The following is a 25,982-nucleotide window of genomic DNA, read 5'->3' as shown; positions in this document are numbered from 1 at the left end:
GAATGCTCGCGATCTAAACAATCGATTTTACCAAACTTCCAGGGCGCTGCATAGATGAACATGCACCCGATCACGCCACGGCTTCTGTAGCGTGTGCTGGGACATGACTTGCAAGTAGCCGATCATGTCGAGCTCTCCGCTTTCATCCGAAAGGCCTATGGGCCGACAGGGGCTTTCAGGCGGTCGTAGCTGGGCCGGTGCAAGGCCGGAGGTTCGCGAATGTGCACGGCGTAGCGGCTTACTTGGACCTGCTGCGCCGTTCATCACGTTGGCGAGGTTGATTTCTTGGTAGGCGAACTCGGATTGTACAGGGTGCATCCGGATCTTGAGAGACTCGGAATGAGCCATTCTATCCACGTCATGCGTCCGGTGCAGCAGCAGCTTGGCATTCCGTTCGCTTTTGGCACGGTTCGGCATGCGCTGCGGAATCATCTTGAGAGGTTCTGCAGAGACGTCCTGGCGACCATAGTGCCGGGCCATCGCGTCGCCACACATGATCGCGACCGCCACTGCGCTCCAGGTTTGCGATCAGGCACTGGGATTTCGTCCGCTCGGTTGCAGCCAGTCGGCCCTCGATACCACGCCGCGATCCGCGTAAATTTCGATCTTTTCACCGAAACTGGCGTGCTCGCCGTGCCCAGAAACGGCCGTAGCAACCGCAACAGATGGGCTGGAGTCTGATGCTTGATCAAATAACAGTCGGAGCGAAGGGGCGCGGCTCGCGCCCAGCAGAGACAAACGACCGAGACCTAAGCCTTGATTTCGTCAAAGGTATACTAATTACTTTAGTGATAATTGGGCATTTATTACAATATTTAATTTATCGAGGCACTGACGATTTCTGGACGTCTCCGTATTATAAGTCGATCTACATGTTTCACATGCCTCTCTTTATGGCAATAAGCGGATATCTTTCTTATGGGGCAATTTTGCGAAAACCGTTCATTCAAGGGGTCGGCAATCGAGCAACGCAGTTACTACTACCAATGCTTTTTTGGTGTGCGTTAATTTGGACACTAAAGTCCGCCATGATCCCTCCTGCGACAAGCTTAACTGATGGATTGCTGGACTTTTCGAAGGAACTCATTGGAACATACTGGTTCATATGGGCGGCGTTTATCTCGTTCATTCTAATTAGACTGTTTACAATTTCCAATCGCGTATCGATGTGGATTATAAGCGCATCTGCAATTGCGGTCGCATTCGCGCCCATCACATTATCAATAACCCCGTCATTAAGATACACTTACCCATTTTATTGTCTCGGGTTCTTGCTTGCGCAGCCGATCGGATGGCAAAAAATTATCATTTGGGCACACAAATCGATTTTTGTAGTTTTACTGTCGATAACAGCTTTCATATGCTTTATTTTGTGGGGCAAGGAGACTTACGCCTACAACAATCTCGTTTTAATTCATGATAAACAGTCGGCTGAACAAGTATTTCTGATGTTCACTGGCTCGGCAGCAGCTTCTGCAGTAGCGATGCAGCTTATGTTCCAATGCTGGAGAATTGTCTATTCGACCAGAATAGCTCACTTTGTCGCGGTGGAGCTTGGTCAGAGCACGCTGCTGCTTTATCTGGTTCAGGGTGCCGTGTTTCGCCTCACGGATTTTATACAGTTTGGAGAAGTCTGGAATCTCACGACCAGAATCGCGTTCGCAAGTGTTCTTGGAGTGGCGATTGTCGTCACAGCACTGGCAATTCGCAAGATTGCGCGCGACCTTGGATATGTGTCGCAGATCCTTGTCGGAGCGCCGCCACGCCCAAGTCTGCTCAAATCTCAATCTGCAATAAATTAGCCACCCACAATGGTCGCGATGACAAGCAACCACGTTACGGACAGATAAGGCATGCGTTTCAAAGGCCTTGATCTGAACCTTCTCGTTGTGCTCGACGCACTGCTGACCGAGCGCAACCTCACGGCGGCGGCAAGCAGCATCAACCTAAGTCAGCCGGCCATGAGCGCGGCCGTCGGCCGGCTACGCGATTATTTCAACGATGAACTGTTTACGATGAGCGGCCGCGAACGTGTTCTAACCCCACGTGCGGAAACACTCGCCCCCGCTGTTCGCGGCGCACTCTTGCACATCCAGTGCTCGATTATTTCTTGGGATCCGTTTAAACCGGCTCAATCCGATCGCCGCTTCCGGATCATGGTTTCCGATTTCGCCACACTCGTGTTTTTAGAAAAGGTCGTGGAGCGTGTTGCACGGGAAGCACCCGCCGTCAGCTTCGAATTGCTGCCGCTCGACGACGATCTCGATGAGCTTCTCCGGCGCGGTGACGTCGATTTTCTGATTCTTCCGGAATTGTTCATGTCGAGCGCGCATCCAAGAGCGGCGCTGTTCGACGAGACATTCGTGTGCGTAGGCTGCCCCACGAACAAGCAGCTGCCACAGCAGCTTACATTCGAGAGGTACGTGTCGATGAAGCACATTGCGTTCAGGGTCGGCCGTCCGCAGATGCCATCCATCGAGGAACGGTTTTTGCTTGAACATGGTCTCAAGAGACGTGTCGAGATTATCGTGCAGGCCTTTAGCATTATCCCGCCGATGGTCTCAGGCACAGATCGTATAGCGACCATGCCCTTCCGGCTGGTTCAGCATTTCAAAAAGACTTTCCCTCTGCGGATCGTCGAACTTCCCCTGCCACTACCCACGTTCACTGAGGCCGTCCAATGGCCCACCCTTCACAACAGTGATCCGGCAAGCACCTGGATGCGGCAGATAATGTTGCAGGAGGCATCCCGCATGTGAAGCCGCGGGCGCTCCTGGCGAACGGCACGCAAAAATTGAGTCTGACTCCAATTCGATGATTTTTGCATGACAGTGTGGTGCTGATTTCCGATGCTAATAGCCGGCAACACCAAAACCATGAAGTGGAAGAAGTACTTTTGCCGCAGGCTGTGCGAGTCTGAAGGTCTACCCTATGCACCGCGCCCAATTGCCGGGAATGCAATGATTTCAAAAGCTGATTCGGCCCGGAGGCATGGAAAAGCCGCCTCACACGGATCAAGCACGGGTTCGCCCTTGTATTTAATAGCCGTACGAGGCGAGCGGTCGACGGCGAGGCGGTCCGCTTCGGTCCGGCACTCTTAGCTTCTCTCGTCGGCACCATCATTCAAAACGCCGCCGCTGGTCGAAATCGACCGGACAACAACGTGCGATCGCGCGGAGACGATGGCTGCAACCGCCAAAAAATCGTGAGCAGGATCGGACCGCGCGGCTGATGCGATTGCATCTTTCGCCGTGCTGCACTGGCCTGTGTCAGGTGCTCTAGGGTTCGCAAATCGGTCCGAGCAAGAACACTGTCAGGGCAGCGAGGAACGAGGCAACGGCGCTGTGGGCAAAGGCACTAGCAACGCCGGTATTGTCCACCAGCAGTCCGCCGAAAATCGCGCCGGTGGCGATGGCACTTGGAACGTTGCGGCCATCAGCCCACCGGCGCTTTCGGCCTGCTCGGGAGCGGCGCGCAGCACCATGCATTTTCTGCAGTCCCACCGGCACCGCGCCGAAGGCAAGCCCCATACGGTACCGCAACCGCCGAGGCCCAGGCCGATGCTTCCAACGTCAGCAGCGAGACAGCGGCCATCGCTATGAGCAGGGGCGGCAGGGCCGCGACTGCCTTGAGGCTGTGCTCGGCCAAGATCCGCCGGCCAAATTGCCGAAGAAGCCGCCGATGACAATGGCGAGCAACACGAGCGAGATCGTCTCGATGTTGAGCGCGGGAACATTCTCAAGGAAGTCGCGGATATAGATGGAGCCGGCGAAGTGCCCGGAAGCGACCAGCAGGACGACCAAAATCGCGACTTTGATCATCGGATTCTTGGCCACATCCAGCAAACTGCGGAAGCTGGCCGCTCCAATCGGAGGCAGCCTCGGAAAAGCCGTGAGTTGCACTACCAGTGTAACGCGCCGAAGACTGCAGCGATCATGAAGGCGCTTCGCCACCCCCAGACGTCGCCGACATAGGCGCCGATTGGACCGACGGTACGCCGGTGAGGATAATCGACATGGCGCGCCGCAGGAGGTGACCTGGAACGAGCCGCATCGCCAACGCTGCCGACATCGACCAGAAGCCTCCGAGCGCTATTCCGAGCACGACGCGGGCGGTCAGAAGAACCGGCAGTGACCCCGCGACGGCACCAGGACCGTGCGCTGGCAATTGTGCCCTTCGGCATCGGGTTGCTGCAACCGATCTCGCACTTATGGGTCCTGCAAGGAGCGTGCTCGAGAATGTGGACCTCTACTCCGACTTGCTGACACTGACGGAGGGTGTCGGGGTCAACGTGGTCGGCCACATGCCCGGCGCCATGGCGGAGTGGTTCGGTGCTGAGCAAAGTCGCGGACGGCAAGGCGGACGCTCCCAGGGATTAACGCGGCTGGCGCAGGCAATGCGGGATTCCGTTGGCAGAAGGAGCTCAAACAGCTAATTCGCTCAAGCTTGCCACCACCGCAGCAGACGAATGGCATGCCGGTCGGCAGGGCCGTGCAGGCCCTGGTGTTCGAACCCTCCATTCACATCGCTAAGCAAAAGCATTCGCGTGCTTGCCAGCTCAACAGCACAGTCTCGGCGCTTTATCGGCCATGACGATCAGATTCGTTCGTCAGATCAGGGCAGCTTCAAGGGCCGTAACCGCACACACCCGCATTATCCGGCTCCGCTCAGCTATGCTGCCGGCGATTGCAGCGCTAGAGCGCGGTAACTCAAGTTCGTTACAGCCCGCCGCTCAGCCCTCGAATTGACTTGCACCTGTCTTGGTCAACAGCAACCCATCGCACCAAACGTGGTCTACGCATCCCCACTCACAGGCGGCAGCCGCATCCGGAAAAAAACCACGTCCATTGAGATTTGCACTCGTGTTGCAGAGCAGCGAAATGCCCGTGAGTTTCTCATATTCTATCAGAAGTTCTGCAATTGGGTGTTCAGAAGTTCTCGAAACTGTCTGAAGTCGCGCAGTCCCGTCGAGATGGACGACCGCCGGGATTTTTTCTTTCCACTCCGAACGGGTTCGGTGATCGAACAGCATGTAAGGATCCGGCGTGCCGGGGTCAAACATGTCAGGTGCACGATCCTCCAAGCATATTGGCGCTACCGGTCGGAAGTGCTCTCGAACTTTGATTTTGTTGAGATGGTCCTTCATTTCCGGCGAAGTTGCGGCCGCCAGGATGCTTCTGGCTCCCAAAGCACGTGGACCAAGCTCTGCGCGACCTGCAAGGAACACCACAGGCTTGTTGTCGGCGAGCACGCTGGCAAGTTCTTTCAGGCTGCAAGCAGCAGATTGCCAACCAGGCGGAACCTTGCCATGGCTCACATTTGGCCCGCTGTAAACTGACCAGTCGAGATGCACGAAACCTTTGTCGGCGGCCAGCGCGCAGCAAGCGGCACCGATCGCCGATCCGCTGTCGTTTGGAAACGGAGGCACCCAGACTGCGTCGAACAAACCGCTCGCCCGAAGAGCGCTGTTCCATTTGATGTTCAGCCCGCATCCGCCGGCTATGCACAGGTTTCGGGTTTTGGGGACTGAGTACCCACGCAGCGCCCTTGTCATCCCCTGGACGAGAAGACGCTCCACGAAGGCATGGAAGGAAGCAAGTATGTCCTCGGGCGTTTCGGGGATTAACCGCGACGCGCTTGCATCGAAGAAGTCGTGCACAGCCGTGAGTAACGCGTCTTCGCTGTGGCTGTTGTTCCCGTAGCCAAAAGCAAGGTCCGTATCCCAGGCAAAATGGTCGTCGTAAAGCTCCTGAAACACATTCACGATGTGTTCATGGACCACTCCGAGCGCAATATAGGCCATCAACTTGCCGGCGATACCGAGATTCCAGCCAGTCCGCAGTTCTTGCCTGTAAGGACCGAAATGTTGGCCCGCGGCCGCATAGGCATGGCCTATCATCGGAAACAGGCACCCAACAAATCGGACTCCACTTGGCTCGACGTAGTAAAGCCGCGGAAAGATGCAGCCGTCCCATACCAGACAAAATGCCGGTTCCTCTGCTTTGGCGAATGAGCTGGTGCAGTATGCGGAAGCTACGTGCCCAACAACATGCGGGTAGCTTTCATAAGAACATACCCCATTGTCGAGCATGAGACCGGAACCTTGATAGGCTGTCAGAGGATTTTCGGCGTACCGCTCCACATATGGCGCGCCGTTGAGAGTGATAGGGGAGCCGTTACTCAGAACTTGGAATTCTGACTGGATTTCACCGTCCCATCCGTCAATAACGAACCGGTCGATATCGCGCGGAGCAAGCCCGTTTTCCGCCAAAACGGCGGCGACCGTCTCAAGCCGCTCGATATGTTGGTATCGTGGGTTATTGTCGAGCTTCTCCTGCTCGATGCAAAAGACTAATCTGCCGTCTTCCACGACAGCGATTCCCCCGTCGTGCGTCAGCTTGATACCGCAAATGCGCATAGCAGATCCTTGTCGAGGTGACCTAGAGCAACCGCAGGAAACGGCTGGAAAACGTGGTCGTTGGTTTTGATGTCGCGCTATGCAGGATCATGAGGAACCGGTAAATTAGATTGTTTGGATGTGAGGCATTCGCGCGATGAATGATAAGGTCTGCCGCGTGATCTAAAACAAATGGCTGACACGCAAAAATCACCAGAATTGCGAGGCAGCGCTGTGCGGCACTGTAGAAGGCCTGGCCACCGCAAGCGCTGGGCAAGGATGTGCACGGTCACACATCACCCGCGCCACGGGAGGTGCCGCGCTCCCTCGGCACCGAGCGCGCGTGCTGAGCACGAAGGTTGTCGCGCTAGAAGAGAGCCTTCCTTGATCAAGCTACTCTTTAGGTCATCGACAAGATTTTCGATGGCGAGGGCAGCGCCCAAAAGGCCTATTCGGCTTTTTGAATCGCGCCGCCATGTTGGAGGAACAACCTCCGACAACCGATGGATCCCGCCTGCAGATCGGCAGCGGGACAGAGCGGCTAAGCGCGTGTGAGGTTAGCGCTGTCTCGGCTCACAGATGCAGTGTCGGCTCGGCAAAGAAGACGAGCTGGGCCCTATTGACGGATGATCGCCTTGGGGGGCGGAGAGATGACCGGCTTGCACAGATTTGAGAGGGCGGTCGTTGTTCAGGTTGGCCGCCACAGTTCTGAGCGTATCGTATTCGATGTCAACCAGGCGGCCGCTATCCTGATCCGTGCCCTTCATCATCGGACCGAGAAACGGAGGGTAGCGATGGACGCTTGTCTGCAAGTATTGCGTGGTGAGGCCCATCCACCAGCTGCCCGAAGGGCTTTTGTGGCAGCCGCGCTTGAAGCAAAGATCCTGCGCAGCGATTGAATGCTGTTAGCGCATCAAGGCTTTGATGCTTCGAGTGGAAGTCGTCTGGCCTGCACACTCTTCCGGAGAAATGTAGGCGTTGGCGGCCCCGGACGCCTACCTCCCTCGCCGGTAAGACGTTCTGCCAATCGAACACGTTGACGAGGACGTGATTGGCGTCGAGGCCTGTCGATCCATCGGTGATCAGCACGCCGCGCGCATTGTTCCCGATCAGATTATGGAGAACATCTCGGCTAGTCATCGAAAGGGTCGGTGCGTACATTTTTCCCTCGGCAATATGAAGTCGCGCGGCTTACGATCCGACACCTGATCCTAGACGGTCCAGGACGCCGGCGAGCTGGCCCTTCGCCGCAGCGGAAAGCGGCTTGATTGGCCGTGGGGGCTCGGCGGAACAGATTTCGAGGAGCTCGGCGATTGCGTAGACGACGCGAAGGCTCGAGAACGTCTTGAAAAGCTCCCACACCGGGGCCAGGGTGGCGTCGATCCGGTGTGCTTCTGCGTGGTCGCCGTGCTGAGCGGCTCTGACCATCCTCAGGCAGGGGTCGGGCAAGATGCCACCGAGGACGCTGTACCATGTATCGGCGCCGGCAATCAGGGCCTCGGTGGCGTTCCAGTCGCCGCTGTAGCCGATCGAGAATCCTTTCGGCACAATTTTTTTCTGGTGCGCAAGTTGGCCTTTGATAGCATCGCCCCGGTCGGCTGAGTTTTTAATAGCGAGGATCTCAGGCAGCTGTCCCAGACGCTCGATGAGCGCTGGCGTGAAGCGAAAATGCGTGTTTGCAGGATTGTCGTAGATCACGATCGGCAGGCCGCTTTCGCGCGCCACTGTCGAAAAATGCTCGAAAACCTCGTCGTCAGTGAGCGGGGTGTAGGAAACAGCCGCGAGCAACCCCGCGGCTGCGCCAAGGGCCTTGGCATCGCTTGCATAGTGTACCGCTTCATCGGTGCGCAAAGCGCCCACGCCCACCACGAGCGGGACTCGTCCACGCGTCTCGTCCAGCGCCTGGCAAATCGCCCGGCGGCGTTCCGGGCGCGACAGATACATGTAGGTGCCGGTGCTACCGAGCAGGCCGATGGAACCACCTTTGCTGCGCAAAGCCGCGCTATCAGCTTTCGAAGCGCTAGGACATCGACGCCGCCGTCACTGTCGCTTGGCGTTATTGGGAAGGCCGAAAGGCCGCTCAGGAAAGCCATGCTGAAGCTCCCGTTGTTACATTGGGTGAAGCGTTGGGCATCAGACCCCGTCCAGCGCCTGCTCTAGATCCGCGATCAAATCGGCGGCGTCTTCGAGCCCTACCGACAGACGCATGAGGTCGTCGCCGACTCCGTCAGGCAAATGCGCGTCCTTGCGGATTGACTTGCGCGAGCGGGTCAGGCTTGCCGGATGATAGATGAGACTGTCAGCGTCGCCGAGGCTGACCGCCCTGATGATCAGCTTGAGCCGGTCCATCATACGGCGCGCGCCCTCGAACCCCGTTTGGAGGCCGAGAGCCAACATGCCCGAGCCTTGCGACATCTGTCTGCGCGCGATCTCATGGTCGGGATGAGAGCCGAGAAATGGATAGCTAACCCAAGCCACAGCCGGGTGCGCCTCGAGCGCCTGAGCGACCGCAAGCCCAGAGACACTGTGACGCTCCATACGCAACGTGAGTGTCTTCAACCCGCGCAAAATCAGGAACGCCGACATGGGCGAGAGCGCTGCCCCGGTGAGATAGCGCAGGCCAGTTTCGCGCAGCAGGTGCAGTGTTTTCGCATCGCCCAGTATCACACCGCCCAGAGCATCGCCATGGCCATTGATGTACTTGGTCAGCGAATGGATCACGATGTCGGCTCCGAGTTCCAGCGGACGCTGGAGGGCGGGCGAGGCGAAGGTGCTGTCGACGGCGACCTTCACGCCGCGAGAATGGGCGTGTTCGGCAATGGCAGCGATGTCGAGGATACGGCTCAGCGGGTTGATTGGCGTCTCGAAGAACACGAGCCGGGTCCTGTCAGTGATGGCGCCATTGAGATTGCTCGGATTCGACAGGTCGACGGCAACGACCTTGATGCCAAACTGCGGCAGCCCCTGCTCGACCATGGCGAGCGTATTCGAATAGAGTGTCTTGTGGACAATGAGTTCGTCACCTTGCGAAAGCAGCGAAAGGATCAGCGTGCCGAAGGCGGCGATCCCCGAGGCGAGTACCAGCCCAGCTTCGGCTCCTTCGAGATTGGCGAGCCGCTTTTCGAGGATCTCGGTGGTCGGGTTGTATTCGCGTGCGTAGAGCCTTCCGCCAAGCGCTGCGACGGCTTCGTTTGCTGCAACGCTTTCAAATCCATAGGTCGATGTAAGAAACACCGGCGTCTGAACGGAATTGGCAAAGCCGGCCGGATCGTAGCCATGATGGATTGCCCGGGTGGCGAATGCGAGACCGACGTCGTTCCGGGACGGCGTTGATGTTGCCTCGGCTTCAAGCTGATCTTCGGCGCTGGTCATCGGCTTTAACCCTCTTGATTTCGGGGACAATGCCGGCACACTAACTCAGATGGAACGTCCAGTTGGCGATGAAAGAAATGGTCCAGCCTTCTCCTGAAGCGTCGACAGCTCGCTCGCAAGGTCTCGGCGCGCGCCAGATCTGCGAAGCTCTTCGCGAGCAGATCTTGGGTGGGATCTATGAAACGGGCAGCCAGCTGCCGTCGTCACGCGGCCTCGCAAATGAACTCGGTGTGTCGCGAACCACGGTCACCGTGGCGTATGATCAGTTGGTCGCCGAAGGTTTCATCGAGGTCATTCAAGGCGCAAGACCTCGCGTTGCCTCTTCGCTAGTCCGAAGTAAAGAGACCAGCGCGGTGCCGAAACGGACTGGCCCGATCCACCTTTCCTGTTACGGCGAGCGACTGCGCGCCAGTCCGCCACGGCGCGATTACCTCCCCAACCGCCTCAAGGTCGATTTCCGTTATGGCGACCTCGCCCCATCTGATTTCCCGGCGCTGACGTGGAAGCGTGCGATGAACGCGGCGATGTCACAAAGCCCCGGAAGGCTGGCCTATCACGATCCACGCGGCTCGCATCGCTTGCGCCAGGCGCTGCAGGGATATTTGTGGCGTGCCCGAGCGCTTAGCTGCCAGGTCGAGCAGATCCTCGTCGTCAGCGGATCACAGCAGTGCCTCGATATGTGCGCGCGCCTGCTGCTCGATCCTTCTGACAGCTTCGTGATCGAGGATCCCTGCTATAAAATGGCGCGCCAAGTCTTTGCCAGCACAGGAGCCACGCCCGTCGCTGTCGCCGTCGATAGCGAGGGCATGAAGACCGAGCTGCTGCAGGAGATCCCAGCGCGGCTGGCCTATGTCACCCCGTCGCACCAGTTCCCGCTCGGCGCCGTCTTGTCGATTTCGCGGCGGTATCAGCTCCTCGAATGGGCTCGGCGCAATGACGCCTATATTATCGAGGACGATTACGATGGCGAGTACCGGTACGACATTCGACCGGTGCCCCCGCTGCATAAGCTGGAAGACCGCAGTTCCGTAATCTATGTTGGCACGATCTCCAAGACACTGTCGCCGATGCTGCGCATCGGCTACCTGGTGGTTCCGGCCGAGTTGCAAGACGTCTTTGCGATGGCCAAGCAGCTTCTCGACAGGCATTCTCCGGTCGCGGAACAGGAGGCCCTGGCCTCACTCATCGAGAGCGGTGGTTATGAAAGCCATGTGCGCCGCGTCCGCCGTCTTAACGGCGAGCGGCGAGAGGCACTGCTTGCCGTCCTTCGACGCGCGTTCGCAGACAGCATTGCCATCGAGGGGGCCGATGCAGGGCTGCATGTCGTCGTCTGGTTCAAGGATCTTTCTCGGTCGCTGGAGGACGTTCTGGTTGAAGAGGCGCGGCGGGTCGGGGTTGGCATCCATCCGATTTCATCGCTGTACATCCGAGATGAAGGCCGCGCTGACCGGATTGGACTGGTGATGGGCTATTCCGCCCTGACCATTCGGCAGATCGAGAACGGCGTTCGGCTCCTTACTGGAGCTATCCAAAGGGTAAGAAACTTTGCCCAAGAGTCGGCAAGATGCTCAATACCCGCCCTGACAGCGAGCGGGCCTGGCTCGTGACCCCAGAGTCGCGCTGGCATTGATCGCAGACTGAATCAGCAAGACTTGCCAGGACTGGCTCTGTCGGCCAGTCCTGGTCGACCTCGGGAAAGGAATTCTTGAGGATACTGTCAAATCCGGTGGAAGCAAGGCACCGTCGCGGCCGGCTTAAAGAAGGAAGCGTTGTTGGATTTTCCGCTGATCGACGAAGAAATAGCAGAGATCGCACCTGACTTTCGCGCAATCAGCATTCTTGTTGATGCAGAGGACAGTGCGCGAGGCGTCATGGCTCGGGACGTGTTGGGAGAGGCTTGCGATTTCGCCCGAGCGGGGGGACCGGCCTGGGGAGAAGCGCACTTGGCCAATTGGGCGGAGGCATACGTCCGGTTCGGCGCGAAACCAAACCGGACGCCGTGCTCGGCGCAGGCATTGAAAAAACGGGTGGAGAAGGATGGCCGCATCCCACCAATAAATCCTGTCGTTGACCTCTACAATGCAGTGAGCCTGCGTTTCTCAATACCCATTGGCGGCGAAAATTTCGATGCATATGTCGGCAAACCGCGGCTGACGATTGCCGTAGGAACGGAGTCCTTCCACACTGTTTTGAATGGGGAAGCGGTCGTCGAAAGTGCTTCCAAGGGGGAGGTCATCTGGCGCGACGATCTGGGAGCTACATGTCGCCGCTGGAACTGGCGGCAGGGCACGCGCACCCGGTTGGAGACCGTGGGCGGCCGCATGTGGTTTATTTTGGAAAGCTTGGCAGCGATGCCGGAAGAGGCGCTCGAGCAGGCGGCTAAGATGCTCGTGAGCGGTCTGAGAGAGCTGGCACCAGGGTGTAAGGTCTACAAGCAGGAAATCACCACCGCTAAAGCCTCAGTCGCTAGTCTCGACAGGCGGGTCGGTTGAGGAACGTGCCCGCCCCGATGATGATCGGTGCACTCGCAAGCAGTCTGCGTTCCTTTGCCAGCGGGTCTCCTGGGGCTGCGAAGGTCGATAGGAGGTAACCCCTCTGGCCATTTCGTACTCAGCAGGCCAGCGGAAGGTGCACCGCATTCATAATTCGAATCGACCCAGTGTAGCCACGGTCCAAAGATTGCGCACCTCTTCGGGTTGCTGCTTTGATCAATCTCGACGTCAGACGCTCCGGGGCGAGCTTCAGTCTTGGCACTCCGAGCCAGCATAACATCTCGTGGCGAAAAGCCGGATGGAATTCGGATCGAAGCGGTCGCGAGACATCTGCCATGCTTGGGCAGACTCGTGGCTCTCCGCCGAGGGGGGATGCGGATGACGATTTATTTCCGCCTACCTCATCGACGTGTGTGATGACCACGGCAGTTGTGCCCGATCCGCCGTTGGCCGCGTACGCCTGCCGTGCGGCAGTGCTCGATCGCCGACATGACCTTGAGCTGCCGAGGCTGAGCTGGCCTGCATGCGCGACCTGATAGGCAGGCCGGGCAGCACGGAGCATATCGGCGATCTCGCTCGAGTCGCCGCACGCTCACCCGTCGGGCGAGCTCTCCGCCTCCTCGAAAGGCTAAGTTCTCGCGGACTGGCCTGCAGCATATCTGCGGGTTGAGCTTGCGTAGAGGGCCGTGTGTCGAGCTTGCGTCTCCCAGCAGGACCCGGGTAACTCCGACGTCGACGCCGGCCTCCAGGCGTGGCGAAGCTGTGACGCAGCGTGTGCCGGCCAGGCCCCTTGACGGTGTTGGCGCTTTTGCAGTCTCGGCGACAATCCGATGGATCTGCAGCGTCGGGTAATCGCGTGCTGCCCCGGGAACAGCCAGCCACCGCGGCGACGCCCTGCTACCGCCGGACCTTCCATCAGTAGCGCAGTTGGCTGAGCCGGCCGGCCGACAGCATGGCATCACGGCACCGTGCGCCGTACCACGCTCGATCGGCAGCAGCATGCGCTCGTTGTGACCGTGGGCCATAATGCACTGGCCGCTCCTCCTTCCCTTGAACGAGCCGCACGAGATGCGCCATCTACGGGTAGGTGTCTTCAACAGCACCCCATCAGGGCCGCCAGCAAGGCTGCCCCTGATTCTATCTTTATCGCCGGCAACTCGATCGGGTAGCGCTACGCTGGCGACGGCGGGGCCACGGACGGTTGGGCTAAGCCAAGAGATGTCGGGGGCGCAGAAGTCGTGGAGGGCCTCATTGTTGGACCGCCAAATTGTTAGCCCGATGATCCCCCGCCATGCCACTTCACCAACTGGACGGCTTCAATTGCAACGAACTGGCTGTTTCCAGAGGGCCAGATTGCAAGTATCTGACCTGCAACGCACACAAGGAGTTCCCCCGATGTACACCCCTCCGGCCTTCTGAGTTGATGATATTGATTTCCTGCGAGCGAGCATCCGCGCAGCGCCGCTGGCGAACTTCGTCACTGCCACGACCCAATGACTTTTCGCCTCGTCACTGCCCTTCTTGCTTGATGAAAGCGAGGGCGAGCACGGCGTGATCTGCGGCCAGCTCGCGAAGGCCAATCGGAAATGCCGTGTTCCGCTACTGAGCGATGGCTTGGCCATCTTCATGGGGCCGGATGCTTACGTGACCCGGAGTGGTATGCGGCCAAACGGGGAACCGGGAAGGTTGTGCCGACCTGTAAGGGAGGCGCTATGATCGCGCTGGGCATCGGCCTCGCTACGAAGAAGCAGCCTGCCACATCAGTTTGGCTCCGGATCGGTTCAGCATCTTTCCGGGTTGGCGCCTACTCTGCGGAAGCAGCTGGATAGCCTCGATCGATCCTCGGTCATTTCACCTAGCAGATCAATGTTCTCAAGAGGCGCGGTAGTATCCGTTGCGTGAAAGTCGGCTCACAATGAAGCACAATCGTGTGAATAAAGAGCGGGTCAGTTCGATTGACTCGCCTTCCTATGCCGATCATTTCGGCCTCATAAATCAACAAACGGCAGAAGCCAGTCAGCCGAGAATGGCGGCCGCTTTCATGAAGGAAAGCCACTCCGTGCGCCAGGCGCCACTTCGGTTTGCACTCGACCACATGGCGACGCCCGGGCTTGACGTCAGAACGTTCTTCGCGCTCGCCCGCGATCTGGGTCTGACCGACGTGCAAATCCGGAATAATCCCTGCAGTAAGGCTGTTGTGCGCGGCAAGCCGCCGGCGGATGTTCGGTCTGCCGCTGCCGAAGCGGGCGTCACGATCATCTCAGTCAACGCCCTACAGCGGTTCAACGAATGGACTCCCGCCCGCAAGGCCGAGGCCAGCAAGCTCGCCGATTATGCGGCCGCCTGTGGCGCCCAGGTGCTCATGCTAGTGCCGGTGAACGACGGTTCGTGGTCCGCCAATGGCGAGCGCAATGGCAATCTCCGCGTCGTCTTGAAGGCGCTCAAGCCGATACTTCAGTCTCGGGGTCTGATTGGGCTCATCGAACCGCTTGGCTTCCAGACCTCCTCGCTTCGGTCGAAGAACGAAGCGGCTAACGCCATTGCCTGGGTTGATGGCCAGTCCGTCTTCCGGCTTGTGCACGATACATTCCACCACACACTCGCCGGCGAGACGTCCTTCTTCTGCGATCTGACCGGTCTCGTGCACATTTCAGGCATAAACGATCCAACCTTGTGGGTTCACCCGGATCGCCTCCTGGGAGGTTCCGACAATTGCAGCCAGATCCGGGCGCTACTTGATGGCGGCTATACGGGTCCCTTTTCTCTTGAGCTCGTCGAGGAAGTCCACGCATTGAATGACTCTGCAGGCGCATTTGCCGCCAGCATCGATCTCATCCGACACGGGCTACTGGCGCGAGTGCCGGTCTAAGGCGCGTAGGCAAATTGAGCGTCATTCGAGATCGCTCCTGTGTCCCGCTCATGCAGATGCTTGCCGGATCACCATTGTCAACACTGGCATTGGACTGCCTTGGGCGGCCGCGGCAGTTCGATGGGCCCGCAAGGCGAAGGTTGGATCTGATGCTGAGGGCGGCGGACTATCGGAATTTTCGGACGAAGAGCAACTGACGGCGGACAAAGGGCGAGTGCGCGAAGCCAACCGCAGGTGGTCCTGAGGTGATCTTTTTCTAGGACCGCGGTCGCGCCGCTGCTGCTTCACCTCGGCGGCCTCTCCGGGATCACCGACGACCGCTTCCTCCGACCAGAAGTGCCGATGCCAGACCCGTAGCTATGCGCTCTCGGATAGCGCGTGGGACAAGAATTCTGGCGCTCCGATCTGCGATTCAGCGTTATTAAAACCCCAGCTTCCTCTTCAGTTCCGCGTTCTCCTTGCGCAGGCGTTCCGCGAGCAGGCTCTTCAGTCGTTTGTTTTCTTCCTCAAGCGCGACGAGGTCCTTCAGATCGTCACCAACCGATGCAGGCAGCGCAGCTTTCTTCCATTGGTAGTAGGTCTGTTCTGAAATGCCGGCCTGCTTTACGGCGCTCTTGTGGGAGGCGCCGCCACTGATAGACTTCTGTATCAGGGCGAGCATCTGGGCGCGCTCCTTTTCAGAGTAGACCTTGCGTCCGGTCCGCACGGTCGCTGCTGGTGCTTCCTCCGCCTGAGACGCCGCATTGGGCGCATTCTTCCGAGCAGGCGGCCTGGGCTCAGCCTTCGCTCTCGGCGACCGTTGGGCTTTCTTCTTTTGAGGCCTCTCTACTTTGGCTGCCGGTTGCGTTGCAGTTGTTACTGATTCTGCGTCCAGGGGATTTGCCATGAGATACTCCGCTCGCGGTTTGTGCATGTGTTCAGCATCAAGCGCTACAACACTTGAGTCAACAGGGCGACCATTTGGCAACTCCATCTCCTCGAGTTCCCTTGTTGTCTCGGCCATTGCTGCGGTAAGATCGACATCGCTCCAGATCGAACGACTCCGTTTTTGAGAACTGCGCTTCTGTCTGATCTCCACCGTGAATGCTCGGGGCTGACGCCTCATAGGTGGTTCCTTATTGAACACGAATTATGCAGGAAGTCGCGGCAGACGGCGAATGAAGGTCTGGCCGCTTCTTCTGTAGCCGAGCTATATGCATCGGACCGCCCGAGCAAGCCCTGCTGGCGACGCACACCCCGGAACAGACCAGTTCCTATGAGCCCCTAAGAGCAAGTATGCAATGCCATCTCGGGACCGAGGAGGTGGTGGATTCCCGCAGCATGCAAAAGCTATCTCCCGTGTTTTCGATGGTAGAGCGACGGCTGGCATCCGAACTGAAAGGAGCTGCTCAAGAGCTGCGATCCAGTCTGCGCTGGCAGTGCAGGACGGCATACCTCCGAAGGCCGGTGCTACCGACGCTAGCCCGCTGATTACCGACATCGGTTGGCGCCGAAGAACGGACAGCTGCGCAGAATTGGCGAGCGGGGAGAGGCGAGGGCTCGAGCCGAGTCGAACTCGCATCGAGCGTCGTCCGGCAGCGGCAGAGCATGACAGGCTTCTTCGACAAGAACGGAGCCTGACCGAAGCTACTCGTCGCCGCAGTCGTTGCTGGGGCGACCCTTCTTTCACGAGTACCGCGGCGGCCGCCTGGTCGGAACGTCGTCCCGGTACTGACCGAGTGAATTTTGCGGAGCCACGCGGCGGCGTCGTGCGCAATCGGGAAAGCCAATATAGGCTTGCCCTGGGCAGGACGTTTTCGTGGCCCGCGGAGTGCATAAATTCCCCGAGCCTATACCGGGCCGCTATACCTCTTGGGAGCGAGTTTGCCACGCTCACGATATGTCCGGAAAAGTTGCTTCCCCTTTCACGCCGAGCTTCAAGCCGCTTGTGTTCGCCTCCTCCTGAAGGCCTGCCAACCCGCTTTTCGCGTTCGATCGATGGCGCGTTCTCAAAGTCGATCATGGCCTTGATGTCGACGGTCAGGTTTGGGAATGCTGAAGGACGCACGCCTGGTTGCCTCTCCGGCAGCGAGGCGATCACGGGGGACTTCGCTGAGCCATCAGCAAGCATTGCTGCAAAACGGCGCCAAAACTGCCCCCGACCGGCGTCGGCGTCGCCCGACCATTAGTGAGCGGTCCGACTCTGGGCAACGCACCGCTCCTGTTCGGAACACCGCATGAAGCGAAAGAGCCATTTTGGTGGGCCCGTTATGCTTCGTCCAGCAAACGATCGGCGGACGCGAGCAGCTTGTGAGGGATGCAGCCGAATGCAGCGCTGCTCCCACAGCGAAGCTCCTTTGTAAGAGCTTCACGCTTAGCTTCATCTAACGTGATTGAATTGAGGAGATCCCCCAGGACGTCTCCGGCCTCGATCTGAATGAGCAGAGCGTACACTTCATTTGAATGCGCATACCGTCCCGAGTGGAGTGGACTGCGCGGCCATTTATGAAAGGAATGTCTGCCATGGCGATAGATCACATCATTTCAGATGTTTTCCGGCAGATAGATGTCAAACGGGAGAAATGTCTGCCCCGGCGTCTCCGCGGTGCCGGTCTTGATGGCGCGATCCATCAGCAACATCAGCTCCTGGCAAAGTCGGCGCAGTGGCGTCGCCACCGCCATCGTGATGATGTCGTCCGCGAGGGCCTCCCGCGACTCCGGCGTGATTTCATTCACGATCGCGACGAGATCCTGGCCTTTGCCCTCTTCCCGGAGCGCGGAGATAGCCCCCTCCATGCCACCGCCGGCCATGTAGAAGCCGACGAGCTCAGGTTCCCGCTGCATAAGATCCAGCAGCGCCTCGTAGGTGATCTGTCGCTTCTCAAGATTGACGAGCGTATCCAGCACCTCGAATGCTGGCTCGTTCTCACGGAAATAGGAACGGAACCCGCTTTCCCGCAGCTCATGACCCTGGAAACGGTGGCTGCCGACAAACACGGCCACCTTGCCAGACCGTTTAGCGACCTTGGAGAACATCCAAGCTGCCGTCCGACCGACGCTGCGGTTGTTGAGACCTATGTAGCCCTCGCGCACGCCGGCGGCGAAGTCAGAAAGTAGCGAAAAGACGGGGATGCCTTTCGCCTTGAGCTCCTCGACTGTTGCCGTGATCTTCGGGTGGTCTGGCGCCACCATGGCGATTGCGTGGCATCGGCTACCAAGATCCTTAAGCAGTGCCGTCAGATCCCCAGGCAAATGTGACGGCGCGAATTCGATGAGCGGAATGCCGTGGAAGCAGTGGGCCGAACTGACCGACGCCTCGACCTCGCGCGCGAACTCCTGGTAAAAATGCTGGGCCGGTTTCCTCAAGATGAAGCCCAGCCGGTAGCGGGGCAGGTCCTTTCCCATGCGCTGTTTGATAAGTCCCGCAGCATGATAGCCGATCGCGTGGGCCGCGTGGTGGACGCGACGCGCGGTCTCCTCCCGCACCGGAAGGCGAGCGTTCAGCACCCGATCGACCGTTGCCACGCTCACCCCCGCTTCGCGGGCGAGATCGGCAATTGTAGGGCGCTTTGCCGTCGCTCCGATTTTGATCGGCTGGCGCTCCGTCATCCGGTGCATGCCGGCGACGGATTGGGGCGGCAAAGTGATTTCGGCATCCTCCCCGATCGACGGCCTATACATTGATCAGCGCTCCAGGCGCACCCGGGCGCGTCTCGGTCTGCGGTCCGTTTCCATAGGGCGTCCATGTTTCTTGTCCTCACCGCATTTGATGCTTCTGATCTGTGGCCCGCGAACCGCTGTTTAGACCCGGCGAGCCGATTGTTTGGTGGCTGATGAGCCGGCGACTTGGCTGGTCGCGCTGCAGCAATCTTGCTGGGGCGCGTGGTCGGTTTAATCTCTCGGCAAGCTCCCGTAGAAGGCAGCTTTCATGCGCGTTTCATCCAGTTCGCCTTCCCAGCGGGCGACAACCAGCGAGGCCACCGCATTGCCGATTACGTTCGTCAGCGCTCGGCATTCGGACATGAAGCGGTCCACGCCAAGGATGAGGGCCATCCCAGCAACGGGAACGCTTGGTATTACGGAGAGCGTAGCAGCCAAGGTGATAAAGCCGGCCCCTGTTATACCTGCGGCACCTTTCGAGGAAAGCATCGCGACAAGCAATAGGAAAATCTGATCGGGAATCGACAAGTGCGTGTTCGTTGCCTGGGCGATGAAGAGGGCGGCGAGCGTCATGTAGATATTGGTGCCGTCCAGATTGAAGGAATATCCAGTCGGGATGACGAGACCCACGACGGAACGCTTCGCGCCGGCGTTCTCCATCTTCGCGATGAGCGAAGGCAGCGCGGCCTCCGAGGAGGACGTTGCTAGGACCAGCAGCAGCTCTTCCTTGATGTAGCACACGAGAGAAAAGATCGAGAAGCCGTTGTATCGGCAGACCGCGCCTAGAATCCCGAATACGAAGAGGAAGGCGGTGAAATAGAACGTGGCGACCAGCATGGCGAGGTTGGCCACCGAACCGATGCCATATTTGCCGATGGTAAAGGCCATGGCGCCGAAAGCGCCGACGGGCGCGGCCCTCATCAGAATGCCGACCAGCTTGAACACCGGCGCGAGGAGCGCCTGAAGCAAAGAAAGCACAGGCTTGCCCGTGTCGCCAACCATCGCCAGGGCAATGCCGAACAGCACCGAGAAGAACAGGACCTGCATGATGTCGCCTTCGGCGAAGGCACTAACGATCGTCGAGGGAATAATGTTCATCAGGAAGCCGGTCACCGACTGCTCGTGGACCTTGGCGGCATAGCCCTTCACGGCCTGGGCATCGAGCGACGCCGGATCGATGTTCAGGCCGGCACCCGGCTGAACGACATTTGCGACAATGAGACCGACAATCAATGCGAGGCTCGAGAAGGTGAGGAAATAGATCATTGCCTTGCCGGCGACCCGGCCGACCTTCTTGAGGTCATTCATGCCGGCAATGCCGGTCGTCACGGTTAGGAAGATCACCGGCGCGATAATCATCTTGACAAGCTTGATGAAAGCATCGCCGAGCGGCTTCAGGCTCTCGCCGACCTCCGGGTAGAAATAGCCAACTGCGACACCGAGGGCGATGGCGGTAAGCACCTGAATGTAGAGCTGGGCGTAGAAGGCCTTGCGGGGCACGGGACCCGCGCTTCGGATTGGTGGAGCCAACAGCTTTTCTCTCCCTGACCGGATCGGGGTGGGGCCTCCTCCCTTCCCGCGCTTCTCCCATCGCGGCGCTCCGGTCACGCGCTGCTGGCATGTCGACAGCAAGTGTTGTGCCAAGTGGAGGCCCGCGCCCAATAAGGTATTCCTCCGCTCGGTGAGGCAGCCTCAGTAAGGGCGGGTTGTGCGAGCTTCCGCACTGTTGCCGTCATCTCGGGCGAAATCCCGCACTAACGCCAGCTTTGCACCCATTGCTTTAGCCTGACAGCCACCAGTCGGTAACTCTGCGATCCGCTGTGCCCGCTCGCTTCTTTGTCGCATTTGCGACCCGGCCGGGCACGGAAGTGGAGGATTCCCTACACGAGCGGGCTCTTACCGCGCTCCCGCTGCAGCCGTGGCTTCTCGACGGGTCGTCGATAAGACGGAATGATTCACGGGACTTGGTGCGCATCGGTGCGACTCAGAAGATGCTTCATAGCGCGAACACTTTAGCCGCTCGACGACACTTCGGGCCGTAGTGTCGACGCAGCCGCCCTAATGCCGACAGCATCCCGGGGGCGTCGACCTTGTACGCTCACCGCGCCGGTCCTCCGTGAACACGCCGCGGTTACTCTGCCGTTCGATGTCCATCCGTCGGCAAATCTAAGTTGATGGAATTCTATCATGTCCTCGTGCTTTCCTTTCAGAAATGCGAGGAAAGCTCGGTTGACTAGCCATCCTCATTCCCGCTCTGTAGGGCAACGTGTGGCTGCGCTCCGGAAGCCTGAACCGCGCCCCAGTTCAGTAAGGAATAGCCGAGCCATGCATCAAGCCTTGCCTCCGGCGTCTTTCGGGCTTGCCCCTCGTCAGGGCCTGACCGACGCCCAAAACCGTGACCCACACTTGATCTTATGCAAGGCAGTATGTCGCCTGCGGAACTCTGGCGTCCTGCCGCCGACACCTCACGACTACCTGCATCAACGTCTCAAGCGTTCCGGTAAGCGGCTCCCACCCGCAAGCAAGTGCGCCAATCATGCTGCGGCTCGCGGGGCGAAGAAATTCTTGTTGGTGCCGGCCATCGTTGGCTCGGGCCCTGATGCCATCTGACGATGCGTCTACGCCGGGGGACATCGCAGATCCAGATGGCGCGGCGTTGCTGTCGCGCCCCAAGATCGAGGATGACATGTTAGATCAGGACAATGGTCGCCAATCTGAAGAAAGTGCTGAGCAGACTTCGTCAAGCTGCACATCACTCCACGACACCAAAAGGGATGACTTGGAACCCGCCATTCTGCCGTCGCGCGCGAGCGCGCTTGCCGGCATCTACGAAATTTCGAAAGCGCTCACCGCCCCCTCCGGGCTCGAGGTCAGGCTGGCCAAGGTTGTAGACCTGCTGCGATCGTTTCTGCAGATGAGGCACGGCATCATCTCTCTTTTCGACGGTGATGGCGAACTGGAAATCATCGCAGGCGCCGGCCGGACCGAGAGCTGCAGTGAGCGCTGCCGGACGTACCTTCCGCGGAATGCAATCGACCAGGTTTTGGCGACGGACAAGCCCCTGGCCACCGAGAACATCGCGGTTCATCCGGCTTTCACCGCCGCCGACATGGACGTGCTCGGGGCTTCCGACGACATACCAGTGTCCTTCATCGGCGTTCCCATTAGCGTCGATGCAAATGTCGTGGGCACGCTGACTATCGACCACGTACTGCGCCATGGCTCAAGAGTTTGGCTCGATTACAGCCTCTGTCTGCTCCCGCTAGTCGCCAACCTGGTAGGGCAGGCAGTGAAGTCGCATCGCTCTTTCGAGGGCGACCGCGAGCAACCGATGGCAAAGCAGGACTCCCTGCCAAAGCAGAAGCGCCTGGCCCCGCAGCGTAACACTCACGTGGAGGGGATGATTGGCGACAGTTTGGCGTTGCGAGGTCTGCTTGAGAAGGTCGCGCTCGTAGCCAAGGCCAAGATTGCGGTTCTGTTGCGAGGCGAATCCGGTACCGGTAAGGAGCTGGTCGCCAAGGCTATCCACGAGTTGTCCCCGCGCGCCAAGCGGCCCTTCATCAAGCTCAATTGCGCGGCGCTACCCGAGACTGTGCTGGAATCCGAATTGTTCGGCCATGAGAAGGGTGCATTCACAAGTGCGTTCAACTCGCGCAAGGGGCGCTTTGAGCTCGCCGACAAGGGGACATTGTTCCTAGACGAGATTGGCGAGATTTCGGCCTCGTTCCAGGCAAAGCTCTTGCGCGTGCTGCAGGAGCAGGAGTTTGAGCGGGTCGGGGGCAACCAGACCATTAAAGTCGACGTCCGCATCATTGCCGCCACGAACAAGAACCTGGAAGAGGCAGTTGCCAGAAACGAGTTCCGTGCCGACCTCTACTACCGCATCAGTGTTGTTCCCTTGCTGGTGCCGCCGCTTCGCGAAAGGCGCAGCGATATTCCGCTACTTGCAGCTGAGTTTCTCAAGAATTTCAACGATGAGAATGGCCTTATGTTGACCTTCGATCCGAGCGCGATCGAAGTACTGATAAACTGTGACTTTCCCGGCAACATTCGCGAACTGGAAAACTGCGTGTATCGTGCCGCGGTTCTGGCGGCGGGGCCATCAATCGGGAAAGACGACTTTGCATGCTGCCAGGGCAAATGCTTCGCCGAGGCGCTGCATAATTGCAGAGTTGGCAAAGTCGCGCTGCAACCTTCGCCGATCGGGCCGCTACCAGTGGTTCGGGCCATACCGCCGGCTGCTGGGGTTAGTTCTGCCGCCGTCCCACCGCCGTCAGCGACCGAAGGGCAGCCGCCGCTGGACCCAGTCGGGGTAGTTCACTCTGCGAGAATGGCCGATGCCGAACGTGTCATCCAGGCGATGGAGAGATGTGGCTGGGTCCAGGCAAAGGCGGCACGCCTGCTCGGACTGACGCCGCGCCAGATCGGCTACGTGTTGAGGAAATACGGCATCGTGATCAAACGTCTTTGAACAAATCACCGAGCCGAGTAGCTGGGACAATCAAGTATTCGTGCCTTGGCGCCCTTGAGGAGTGATGCGGGGCTCCTGCAATTCCGATCCGATCGCACAGACCGCGCTGCCCCCGCGGTCGTCGCCCCACCGTGCACCCGGGTCTCACGGCAGCGCTATCGTCGGTGGTCCAGGCCCTGTCTTGATCACCAGCTCGTGCCGGACGCACTGAGACTGAAACGGAGAAAAATTGATGTCTGATGCAAAACTGCAAACTGTGCTTTCTTCCCTTTCGCAGGTAGCGGGACAGTTAGATGTTCTGCTGTCCGACAAACCGGCGCCGGATTCTTGTTGCGTCAAGCTAAACACGAACGAGAACCCGTTTCCGTTGCCGAAAGCCATAATGCAAAGTGCGATGGCGGCTCTTGAACGGCAATATCTATATCCAGAAATCTATATCCAGAAGACGACAACGTCAGCTTAAGGCAAGCAGCGTCGGAAGCCTACGGCGTCTCGAAGGATCAGGTGATCGCCGGAAACGGATCGTCTGAACTGCTCGGGCTTATCTACAGAGCTTTCCTGGTTCCAGGAGACAGAATGGCGATGATGTCGCCGGGGTTTTCGTTCAACCGCAAACTTGCCCGTTTGCAGGGTGCTCAATTTCTCGAAATCGGATGGTGCGCAGATCATTCCTTGCCCGTCGAAGACTTGCTTTTGGGACCGGCAAAAGATGCCAAGTTCATTCTGCTGGCCAACCCAAACAATCCGACCGGAACGTTTGTTCCTGTGGCCGATGTTGAACGCCTGGTATCACAATCAGACCGTCTGATTGTCTTGGATGAGGCCTATGTCGATTTTGCACCGGACAATGGTCTGCATCTCCTCGATCGCTATCCAAACCTCCTGATCTTGAGAACATTCTCGAAAAGCTATGCCACCGCCGGCATTCGCGTCGGTTTCGGACTTGGCCACCCCGAAGTCATTGGCAGGCTGCGGGATCTCCAGAACGTCTTCAACATGAACGTGATCGGCCAGGCTGTTGGCATCAGTGTGCTTGGGCACCGCGGCGCCTATGCCGAGAACCACAAGCACATCAGGGATGAAAGACAGCGAGTGACGGTGGCACTGTCGAAACTCGGATTTTCCGTAATACCTTCTCACGCAAATTTCCTGCTAGCGCGTGTTCCACCGGGGCAGGAAGGCTCATGGTGGCAAGCAGCCTTGGAAAGGCAAAAGATACTCGTCGCCTTCTTTCCGGATGCAGGGCTGGAAAATTACATCCGCATCAGCATCGGTACAAAAACCGAGATGGATGAATTCCTTGACGCCGCCAGAGAGATAGCAGGAAGGGCGGAGGAAACGATCCCGCTGTGCCGGCGGTCAGCGGCTGCTGCCTTAACCAGTCGATAGCTCCCCGGCCATTAAGCGACCGATAATTTGAATTTGCTTGCATCATTGCGAGCCACGAACTGTTGCAAAGAGTTGGAGAAAATCGCGTGAAGAATGCCTTCCCACAGGGCCTGACCTTCGGCATATTCGACCATCTGGACGAGGACGGCTGCGAGATTGCCCGGCAATACGCCGATCGCCTGAGTTTGGCAGAGGCCTGCGATCACCTTGGTTTCTACGCATATCATCTGGCAGAGCACCACTGCACTCCGCACGGGAGGGGCCCATCGCCGAATCTGTTCTTATCTAGCGTCGTCCAGCGCACCCGGCACCTTCGCGTCGGCCCGATGGTAATGCTCCTTGCCCTTTATCATCCGCTGCGTGCGTTCGAGGAGATCTGCATGCTGGACCAATTGAGTGGTGGCAGGGTCGAACTGGGTATAGGGCGCGGCTCTCTCCCAGTCGAACTGGGTTACTTCGGGATTGCTGCGGAGGCGGCGCCAGGTCACTACGCGGAAGCCAGCGAAATCCTCATCAAGGCGATGAAGGGCGACACGCTGTCCTATAGAGGCCGCCATTTTGAGCTGAATGACGTCCCTTTGACGCTGAGATCTTATCAGCGCCCCCATCCACCGACATGGATCGCCACCAATAGACCCGAGTCGGCCAGCTGGGCCGCTTCAAGTGGCGCCAATATCGCGTGCCTGGGACCTGCCTCTTCTGTTCGCAGAATCACAGATGCATTCCGAGCCTGCCGGGAGCGCAGTGCCGACGCGGACGAGCGAGGGCCATTTCTTGGAATGCTCCGCACGGTCGTGATCGCGCGATCGGAAACAGATGCATATGCGCTCGCGGCACCCGCTTACGAACGATGGCTCAAGAGCTTCAGGTTCCTCTACGACCTCAATGCGCTCCAGACGCCCCCAAATCTGCCGCTGAGCTTGGATGCAGCAATCGAAAGCGAATTGTGCGTGGTGGGAACGGCATCTTCCGCGCGACAAGCTCTTCTTGATCAGCTCGAAGAGGCCGGTGCTAATTATCTACTTTGCCAACTTGCATTTGGGAATCTGTCCTTAGACGCTTCGCTATACACCGCAAGGACGATCCAATCTGAAATCATGGCTCGAGTTACCTGACGTGGAATGCGCGCTCCGCCTTCGGAGTTGAATTTTCTCCGGCGCACCATTACCTTCCCGGTCCCGCGCATGATGCCGCTTGTGGAGGCCCTAGATACTTGGAGCGACCGGCCTGCCGATTAAGAAATCGCCCCGATTTCGTTTCGCGAGAGAGGGCCGGACTTGTGCGTACCAGGGCAAAGCCCCAGCTTCTGAGGCATAGAGAGGCATAGGGAAGATTGCTATAGCTCATTATTTA

13 protein-coding genes and 6 pseudogenes are annotated in these 25,982 nt (G+C 58.7%); 12 read left to right on the top strand and 7 right to left on the bottom strand.

Features of this window, described 5'->3' with window-relative positions; genetic code table 11:
- Positions 1-93: 93 nt before the first annotated feature.
- From AC0L28_RS24275 to AC0L28_RS24260, 4 genes and pseudogenes are all read left to right on the top strand, one after another.
- A pseudogene (locus AC0L28_RS24275) lies at positions 94-681 on the top strand (GNAT family protein).
- Positions 681-1,802: a nodulation factor fucose acetyltransferase NolL gene (gene nolL / locus AC0L28_RS24270; protein ID WP_473480657.1), complete on the top strand. Its 1,122-nt coding sequence runs from the start codon at positions 681-683 to the stop codon at positions 1,800-1,802. Before AC0L28_RS24275 ends, nolL begins: the two are co-directional and overlap by 1 nt.
- A gap of 51 nt (positions 1,803-1,853) precedes the next feature.
- Positions 1,854-2,759, top strand: a complete 906-nt coding sequence (locus tag AC0L28_RS24265) for a LysR family transcriptional regulator (RefSeq protein WP_473480656.1) — start codon at positions 1,854-1,856, stop codon at positions 2,757-2,759.
- Positions 2,760-2,843: 84 nt separating this feature from the next.
- Positions 2,844-2,977: pseudogene (locus tag AC0L28_RS24260) on the top strand (nitrogen fixation protein NifQ); the annotation flags it as partial.
- A gap of 301 nt (positions 2,978-3,278) precedes the next feature.
- On the opposite strand, the pseudogene AC0L28_RS24255 reads toward AC0L28_RS24260, so the two are convergent.
- Positions 3,279-4,140 (bottom strand): annotated as a pseudogene (locus tag AC0L28_RS24255) (MFS transporter); the annotation flags it as partial.
- Positions 4,141-4,732: 592 nt separating this feature from the next.
- Positions 4,733-6,418: a nodulation protein NodU gene (gene nodU / locus AC0L28_RS24250; RefSeq protein WP_473480653.1), complete on the bottom strand. Its 1,686-nt coding sequence runs from the start codon at positions 6,416-6,418 to the stop codon at positions 4,733-4,735.
- Between the two features lie 605 nt (positions 6,419-7,023).
- On the opposite strand from nodU, the gene AC0L28_RS24245 reads away from it, so the two are divergent.
- A complete protein-coding gene (locus AC0L28_RS24245) occupies positions 7,024-7,296 on the top strand; it encodes a DUF982 domain-containing protein (protein WP_348626648.1) in 273 nt (90 codons plus the stop codon).
- Between the two features lie 292 nt (positions 7,297-7,588).
- Here the strand turns inward: AC0L28_RS24245 and AC0L28_RS24240 are convergent.
- A pseudogene (locus AC0L28_RS24240) lies at positions 7,589-8,490 on the bottom strand (dihydrodipicolinate synthase family protein).
- 40 nt (positions 8,491-8,530) lie between these two features.
- The gene (locus AC0L28_RS24235; protein WP_473480650.1) at positions 8,531-9,769 is read right to left on the bottom strand and encodes a trans-sulfuration enzyme family protein; all 1,239 of its coding nucleotides are present in this window, start codon (positions 9,767-9,769) and stop codon (positions 8,531-8,533) included.
- A gap of 68 nt (positions 9,770-9,837) precedes the next feature.
- On the opposite strand from AC0L28_RS24235, the gene pdxR reads away from it, so the two are divergent.
- The 4 genes and pseudogenes from pdxR (at position 9,838) to AC0L28_RS24215 (ending at position 15,130) form a co-directional block, all read left to right on the top strand.
- Positions 9,838-11,376 carry a MocR-like pyridoxine biosynthesis transcription factor PdxR gene (pdxR, locus tag AC0L28_RS24230; protein ID WP_473480745.1) on the top strand — a complete coding sequence of 513 codons (1,539 nt, stop codon included), beginning with the start codon at positions 9,838-9,840 and terminating at the stop codon, positions 11,374-11,376.
- Positions 11,377-11,538: 162 nt separating this feature from the next.
- Complete coding sequence (locus tag AC0L28_RS24225) at positions 11,539-12,261, top strand: B3/B4 domain-containing protein (protein WP_473480648.1); 723 nt, start codon at positions 11,539-11,541, stop codon at positions 12,259-12,261.
- 1,428 nt (positions 12,262-13,689) lie between these two features.
- Positions 13,690-13,958, top strand: a pseudogene (locus AC0L28_RS24220) (FMN-binding negative transcriptional regulator); the annotation flags it as partial.
- A gap of 329 nt (positions 13,959-14,287) precedes the next feature.
- Positions 14,288-15,130, top strand: a complete 843-nt coding sequence (locus AC0L28_RS24215) for a TIM barrel protein (RefSeq protein ID WP_473480742.1) — start codon at positions 14,288-14,290, stop codon at positions 15,128-15,130.
- A gap of 421 nt (positions 15,131-15,551) precedes the next feature.
- Here AC0L28_RS24215 and AC0L28_RS24210 read toward each other — a convergent pair whose 3' ends face one another.
- From AC0L28_RS24210 to AC0L28_RS24200, 3 genes are all read right to left on the bottom strand, one after another.
- Complete coding sequence (locus tag AC0L28_RS24210) at positions 15,552-16,235, bottom strand: transposase (protein WP_473480646.1); 684 nt, start codon at positions 16,233-16,235, stop codon at positions 15,552-15,554.
- A gap of 1,418 nt (positions 16,236-17,653) precedes the next feature.
- A complete protein-coding gene (locus AC0L28_RS24205) occupies positions 17,654-18,718 on the bottom strand; it encodes a LacI family DNA-binding transcriptional regulator (RefSeq protein WP_473480739.1) in 1,065 nt (354 codons plus the stop codon).
- A 282-nt stretch (positions 18,719-19,000) separates the two neighbouring features.
- Positions 19,001-20,302, bottom strand: coding sequence for a dicarboxylate/amino acid:cation symporter (locus tag AC0L28_RS24200; protein WP_473480736.1), 1,302 nt, complete (start codon positions 20,300-20,302; stop codon positions 19,001-19,003).
- A gap of 1,153 nt (positions 20,303-21,455) precedes the next feature.
- Here AC0L28_RS24200 and nifA point away from each other — a divergent pair.
- The 3 genes and pseudogenes from nifA (at position 21,456) to AC0L28_RS24185 (ending at position 25,744) form a co-directional block, all read left to right on the top strand.
- The gene (nifA, locus tag AC0L28_RS24195; protein WP_473480733.1) at positions 21,456-23,240 is read left to right on the top strand and encodes a nif-specific transcriptional activator NifA; all 1,785 of its coding nucleotides are present in this window, start codon (positions 21,456-21,458) and stop codon (positions 23,238-23,240) included.
- A 232-nt stretch (positions 23,241-23,472) separates the two neighbouring features.
- Positions 23,473-24,629 (top strand): annotated as a pseudogene (gene hisC, locus AC0L28_RS24190) (histidinol-phosphate transaminase).
- A gap of 86 nt (positions 24,630-24,715) precedes the next feature.
- On the top strand, positions 24,716-25,744 hold the full coding sequence (locus AC0L28_RS24185) for an LLM class flavin-dependent oxidoreductase (protein WP_473480644.1): 1,029 nt from the start codon (positions 24,716-24,718) through the stop codon (positions 25,742-25,744).
- Positions 25,745-25,982 lie beyond the last annotated feature (238 nt).

Source organism: Mesorhizobium sp. WSM4847 (assembly GCF_055811335.1).
Note: the sequence above shows the minus strand (reverse complement) of the source record. Positions and strands in the feature narration are given on the sequence as shown.

Excerpts from the sequence above, each read along its gene's own strand:
- nolL (WP_473480657.1), top strand. The coding sequence starts at position 681 with ATGCTTGATCAAATAACAGTCGGAGCGAAGGGGCGCGGCTCGCGCCCA.
- AC0L28_RS24265 (WP_473480656.1), top strand. The coding sequence starts at position 1,854 with ATGCGTTTCAAAGGCCTTGATCTGAACCTTCTCGTTGTGCTCGACGCA.
- nodU (WP_473480653.1), bottom strand. The coding sequence starts at position 6,418 with ATGCGCATTTGCGGTATCAAGCTGACGCACGACGGGGGAATCGCTGTC.
- AC0L28_RS24245 (WP_348626648.1), top strand. The coding sequence starts at position 7,024 with ATGATCGCCTTGGGGGGCGGAGAGATGACCGGCTTGCACAGATTTGAG.
- AC0L28_RS24235 (WP_473480650.1), bottom strand. The coding sequence starts at position 9,769 with ATGACCAGCGCCGAAGATCAGCTTGAAGCCGAGGCAACATCAACGCCG.
- pdxR (WP_473480745.1), top strand. The coding sequence starts at position 9,838 with ATGAAAGAAATGGTCCAGCCTTCTCCTGAAGCGTCGACAGCTCGCTCG.
- AC0L28_RS24215 (WP_473480742.1), top strand. The coding sequence starts at position 14,288 with ATGGCGGCCGCTTTCATGAAGGAAAGCCACTCCGTGCGCCAGGCGCCA.
- AC0L28_RS24210 (WP_473480646.1), bottom strand. The coding sequence starts at position 16,235 with ATGAGGCGTCAGCCCCGAGCATTCACGGTGGAGATCAGACAGAAGCGC.
- AC0L28_RS24205 (WP_473480739.1), bottom strand. The coding sequence starts at position 18,718 with ATGACGGAGCGCCAGCCGATCAAAATCGGAGCGACGGCAAAGCGCCCT.
- nifA (WP_473480733.1), top strand. The coding sequence starts at position 21,456 with ATGTTAGATCAGGACAATGGTCGCCAATCTGAAGAAAGTGCTGAGCAG.